The following is a 4,367-nucleotide window of genomic DNA, read 5'->3' on the forward strand; positions in this document are numbered from 1 at the left end:
CCCCATCCCCCCATGTTGCGATAAAAGCGATCGCTTGTGCTTGCAACTGCGATAAAATTCTCAAGCACAACGCACTCCACAGCTATGCAAATCAACTGGGAAACTGCCAAAACCTACGAAGATATTTTTTACCACAAAGCTGACGGTATCGCCAAAATCACCATCAATCGTCCCCACAAACGCAATGCTTTTCGTCCGAAAACCGTCTTTGAACTTTACAACGCTTTTTCTGATGCCCGTGAAGATACTACTATTGGTGTTGTACTATTTACAGGATATGGACCCCACACAGATGGGAAATACGCCTTTTGTGCTGGTGGCGATCAAAGTGTGCGAGGACACGCAGGTTATGTAGATGATGATGGTGTACCCCGTCTGAATGTATTAGATTTACAACGGCTGATTCGTTCGATGCCGAAAGTAGTAATTGCTTTGGTAGCTGGATATGCGATCGGTGGTGGACACGTTTTACACTTAATTTGCGATCTCACCATCGCAGCCGATAACGCCATTTTCGGGCAGACTGGTCCCAAAGTCGGCAGTTTTGATGGTGGTTTTGGCGCAAGTTATCTTGCCCGCATCGTCGGACAAAAAAAAGCGCGAGAAATTTGGTTTCTCTGCCGTCAATATACTGCACAACAAGCCGAGGAAATGGGTTTAGTTAATTGTGTCGTACCCATAGAACAACTAGAAAAAGAAGGAATTCAGTGGGCACAAGAAATATTAGAAAAAAGTCCCATCGCTATTCGCTGTCTCAAAGCCGCATTCAATGCCGATTGTGATGGACAAGCTGGTTTGCAAGAACTCGCAGGTAATGCCACTTTACTTTATTACATGACCGAAGAAGGTTCTGAAGGCAAACAAGCTTTTCTTGAAAAGCGTCCGCCAAATTTTCGCGACTTTCCCTGGCTTCCTTAAAAACTCAAAAATCGCACCTTTAAGCAAAGATGCGATTTTGGAAAATGTGAAGATTCTTTACAAATTGACAAATATTAAAACCAAATTTATTTTGATCTGAGTAATTTGAGGAGTTTGGTAATAATCAGCCCCTAAATTAAAACTGCCTGAGCAAGTGCCTGTTCAGAAGTGCAGACGGCAGTTTGAGTAACACAAGCAACTGCAATTTTATCTAAACTAGAACCTAAAGAACTAGAAGCCAAAACTGGTGTTGCATCCGGCAAACTCCAAACATCTTCCAAGCTTTCCCAGGTAGGTGCAAAGGGTGGGAGCGCGAAAGAGCAAGCCTTCCAACTTCCGAGAACTGGCGCTCCCAACTGTTGGCAAAGTCCGCCACGGCGTCCTTCTGGCTTATAATGACGACAATATCGACAGGCAGAAGTCAAGAATTTAATGGGTTTCATCTGGGTTGATTTTAAATCCCGTTAGGGCTGATTTCTACTTTCAATTCTCCTCTACATATAAATACCTATTTAAGCCATAAACCCATTATTCTGTATATGTTCTAGCGATCCCGATGAAAGTATTAACTTTATAAAATTTTTAGATTTGTGTCATATTTGGCAATAATTCAACTCCCGTAAATATAGCAGTCTGAGGCTCAAAAGCATTAGGGATCAAGGTTAAGCCTTATGTTTTAGATTTAGTCAGCGTGTTAAATTCACCTCAAAAAATGTCAAATAACCTTGCTTTTCTAAATATTTTGGTGCATCATCTCCATCTTTGCTGGCAATGGTAAGTGGTTCATCAGGGATTAATGCATGAGTCCACAAGGAATGACTACCCTTTGCGGGACGATAGATAAACCCCCCTTGATGAAGCAGATTTCTGCCTGAAAACTAGCCAAGTGTATGGGAGGATGTTTTTGAACAGATTAAAATTATTGATTTTTTCGACTTCAATACCAGTCGTTACTAAAGATGAGGGTTGCCATCAGGTTATTGTGATTGAATATACTGCTAATGTAGTAAGTGATAAAATCAACGCGATCGCACTGAGAAAAAGCACCATTTCAGTACTATGCCTAGATACATATCTTGCACCAAGCCCGAACGATTAAAATCGCGGCTAAACAAACCAAGTCCCTTCGGGTTCGCCAGTCGCCTGCGGAGGGAAACCCTCCCGCAGCGCTGGACTCACCGCCTACGCGGAAAGCGCGGAAAATCAGGGGTTCTGTAGCCTGGGTCGGCAGGCTTTGTTCGAGTAGCCGCGATTTTAATCGTGCTTGTGCAAGATGTGAGTAGATACATAAATATTTCGTAAATATTAGCAACTTTAATTGTGTGCGAAAATCGTTATCAACTAAGGTGATAACTTGCAGGACTTATGGTGACTGTAATGCTGGGTCAAAAGCTTGGTGGACGCTACCAAATTCTCAAATATTTAGGAGAAGGGACTTTTGGGGTTACTTTCGTAGCTGAAGATATGCAACGACCGAGAAATCCTAAGTGCGTTGTCAAGCAGTTTAAAGCAAAAGCTATTGATCCGTACACTTTACGAGAAGCACAACGGCTTTTTGACCAAGAAGCAGAAATGCTGGAAACTTTAGGAAAACATGACCAAATCCCCTCTCTTTTAGCTCACCTTGACGAAAATCAGGAATTTTATTTGGTTCAGGAGTTTATCGAAGGTCACGATTTAAGTGCAGAATTGCCTTTAGGCAAACAACTCAGCGAAGCTGATGTGATTGAAATTTTAGAACATATTCTCGAAGTTTTAGCTTTCGTCCATCAGCACGAAATTATTCACCGAGATATCAAACCATCAAACATCCGGCGGCGTCAAGATGGTAAAATTGTCTTGATTGACTTTGGTGCGGTTAAACAAATTAGTACCCAAGTTATAAATTCTCAAGGGCAAACGAGTTTTACTGTTGCGATTGGCACTCCTGGTTATATGCCAAGCGAACAAGCTAATCGTCATCCCCAATTCAGCAGCGATGTTTATGCAGTGGGTATGATTGGGATTCAAGCACTGACAGGAATATTCCCACTCCACTTGCCAAAAGACTCTCAAGGTGAAGTTGTTTGGCAAAATCAAGCACGGGTAAGTCAACAGTTAGCAGATTTTATAGATAAAATGGTGCGCTACGACTTTCGTCAGCGTTATTATTCAGCTTCCGAAGCATTGCAAGCTTTAAGGGCAATAGCACCTTCTGGCACAAAAATACACAATAAAACAACAGCAATTTCTGGGACTTCAAGAGTCACTGCAACTACACAAACTCAGCCAGAGCGATCGCCGAATAAATTTATGATAGGATTGGCGATCGCAGCACTACTTGCAATAAGTATTGCATATTGGTACTTAATTCATCCTTCTAAACCACCATTACCACCAGAAAATTTCTTAACTTATGGAAATTCAAGTTTAGGGATAAAAATTAAATATCCCCAAAGCTGGGAAAGACGAGATATAGACAATCCGATCACTGGGGAACAAGTTGCATTTGTCTCTCCCAAACAAAGTAATGCAGACAAATTCCAAGAAAAACTAACTATCAGCGTTGAAGATTTTTCCGGGACATTAGAGGATTTTAGCGATACATCTACTAAAGACATCACGAGACATTTGGTAAAAGCTGAAATTCAAAAGCCTGGTGACACAATTCTGGCAAATAAATCAGCGTATAAATTAATTTATACTGGTAAAGATGGGGAAAATAATTTAAAAAGTATGCAAATTTTTACTTTAAGAGGTGATAAAGCATATGTCATTACTTATACGGCAGCAATAGATAATTATGACGACTTTATCCAAACAGCAGAAACAATGATTAAATCATTTGAAATTCAGTAGTAGAGACGTTCCGGTGGAACGTCTCTACAATATATATATGATTTGCCGGATATAAAATGAAAAAAACGGTTTATCCGCACTATCAAACTATGACGATTATTACCCTGCAATTGTCACCGTAATTGAAACAAAAACTACGGTAAAGTATTGTACGTAGGGATGTCCAAAGCATTCAAAAATTATTAGCTGAAGCCTTCGCACCAACAATAGAAGCATTGCTGGAACAAACATCTACTCAATTGAATAATAACAACTGGGAAGATGAACTGGAGTTGGAAGAAAGTATAGATAGATTGTTAGATGAGTTTGCATTACAGGTTAACTCAATACCAACACTTTCAGATTATGCAGTCAGTCGTGAAGGTATTTACGAGGAACATTTTTAGCTGTGATATATCTTGTGGATACAACAGGACTTACTACGTTTTGTGGATCGCAACAGTCCATTAAACACAATTGTCAGAAATGTGAGAAAAAAACTTAGAGAGTTACGCCTAAGTAGCCAATAATACGGACAAACCTATACGTCTATTGACAAATATCCGTGTCTTTAATTATTTCGTCAACAGCCTCTCTAAGTCGTTTTTGCCAGTCAGGGACGGCTTTTAACT

At 40.3% G+C, this 4,367-nt stretch carries 6 protein-coding genes; 4 read left to right on the top strand and 2 right to left on the bottom strand.

Features of this window, described 5'->3' with window-relative positions; translation table 11 throughout:
• Window positions 1-84: 84 nt before the first annotated feature.
• A complete protein-coding gene (gene menB / locus OGM63_RS25640; protein ID WP_263748533.1) occupies window positions 85-918 on the top strand; it encodes a 1,4-dihydroxy-2-naphthoyl-CoA synthase in 834 nt (277 codons plus the stop codon).
• A 131-nt stretch (window positions 919-1,049) separates the two neighbouring features.
• On the opposite strand, the gene OGM63_RS25645 is transcribed toward menB, so the two are convergent.
• Both OGM63_RS25645 and OGM63_RS25650 read right to left on the bottom strand, forming a co-directional pair.
• Entirely contained in the window at window positions 1,050-1,361 is a 312-nt protein-coding gene (locus tag OGM63_RS25645; protein WP_263748534.1) for a hypothetical protein, read from the bottom strand.
• Window positions 1,362-1,604: 243 nt separating this feature from the next.
• A complete protein-coding gene (locus tag OGM63_RS25650; RefSeq protein ID WP_263748535.1) occupies window positions 1,605-1,730 on the bottom strand; it encodes a hypothetical protein in 126 nt (41 codons plus the stop codon).
• Window positions 1,731-1,822: 92 nt separating this feature from the next.
• On the opposite strand from OGM63_RS25650, the gene OGM63_RS25655 reads away from it, so the two are divergent.
• From OGM63_RS25655 to OGM63_RS25665, 3 genes are all read left to right on the top strand, one after another.
• Entirely contained in the window at window positions 1,823-2,017 is a 195-nt protein-coding gene (locus tag OGM63_RS25655; RefSeq protein WP_263748536.1) for a hypothetical protein, read from the top strand.
• Window positions 2,018-2,283: 266 nt separating this feature from the next.
• Window positions 2,284-3,756: a serine/threonine-protein kinase gene (locus OGM63_RS25660; protein ID WP_263748537.1), complete on the top strand. Its 1,473-nt coding sequence runs from the start codon at window positions 2,284-2,286 to the stop codon at window positions 3,754-3,756.
• Window positions 3,757-3,971: 215 nt separating this feature from the next.
• Window positions 3,972-4,142, top strand: a complete 171-nt coding sequence (locus OGM63_RS25665; protein ID WP_263748538.1) for a hypothetical protein — start codon at window positions 3,972-3,974, stop codon at window positions 4,140-4,142.
• Window positions 4,143-4,367 lie beyond the last annotated feature (225 nt).

It is taken from the genome of Plectonema radiosum NIES-515 (assembly GCF_025753815.1).
GTDB classification, from domain to species: Bacteria; Cyanobacteriota; Cyanobacteriia; order Cyanobacteriales; family Nostocaceae; genus Hassallia; species Hassallia radiosum_A.

Bases quoted from the DNA above. Each gene is read 5' to 3' on its own strand.
- OGM63_RS25660 (WP_263748537.1), top strand. From the start codon at position 2,284: ATGGTGACTGTAATGCTGGGTCAAAAGCTTGGTGGACGCTACCAAATT.
- menB (WP_263748533.1), top strand. From the start codon at position 85: ATGCAAATCAACTGGGAAACTGCCAAAACCTACGAAGATATTTTTTAC.
- OGM63_RS25645 (WP_263748534.1), bottom strand. From the start codon at position 1,361: ATGAAACCCATTAAATTCTTGACTTCTGCCTGTCGATATTGTCGTCAT.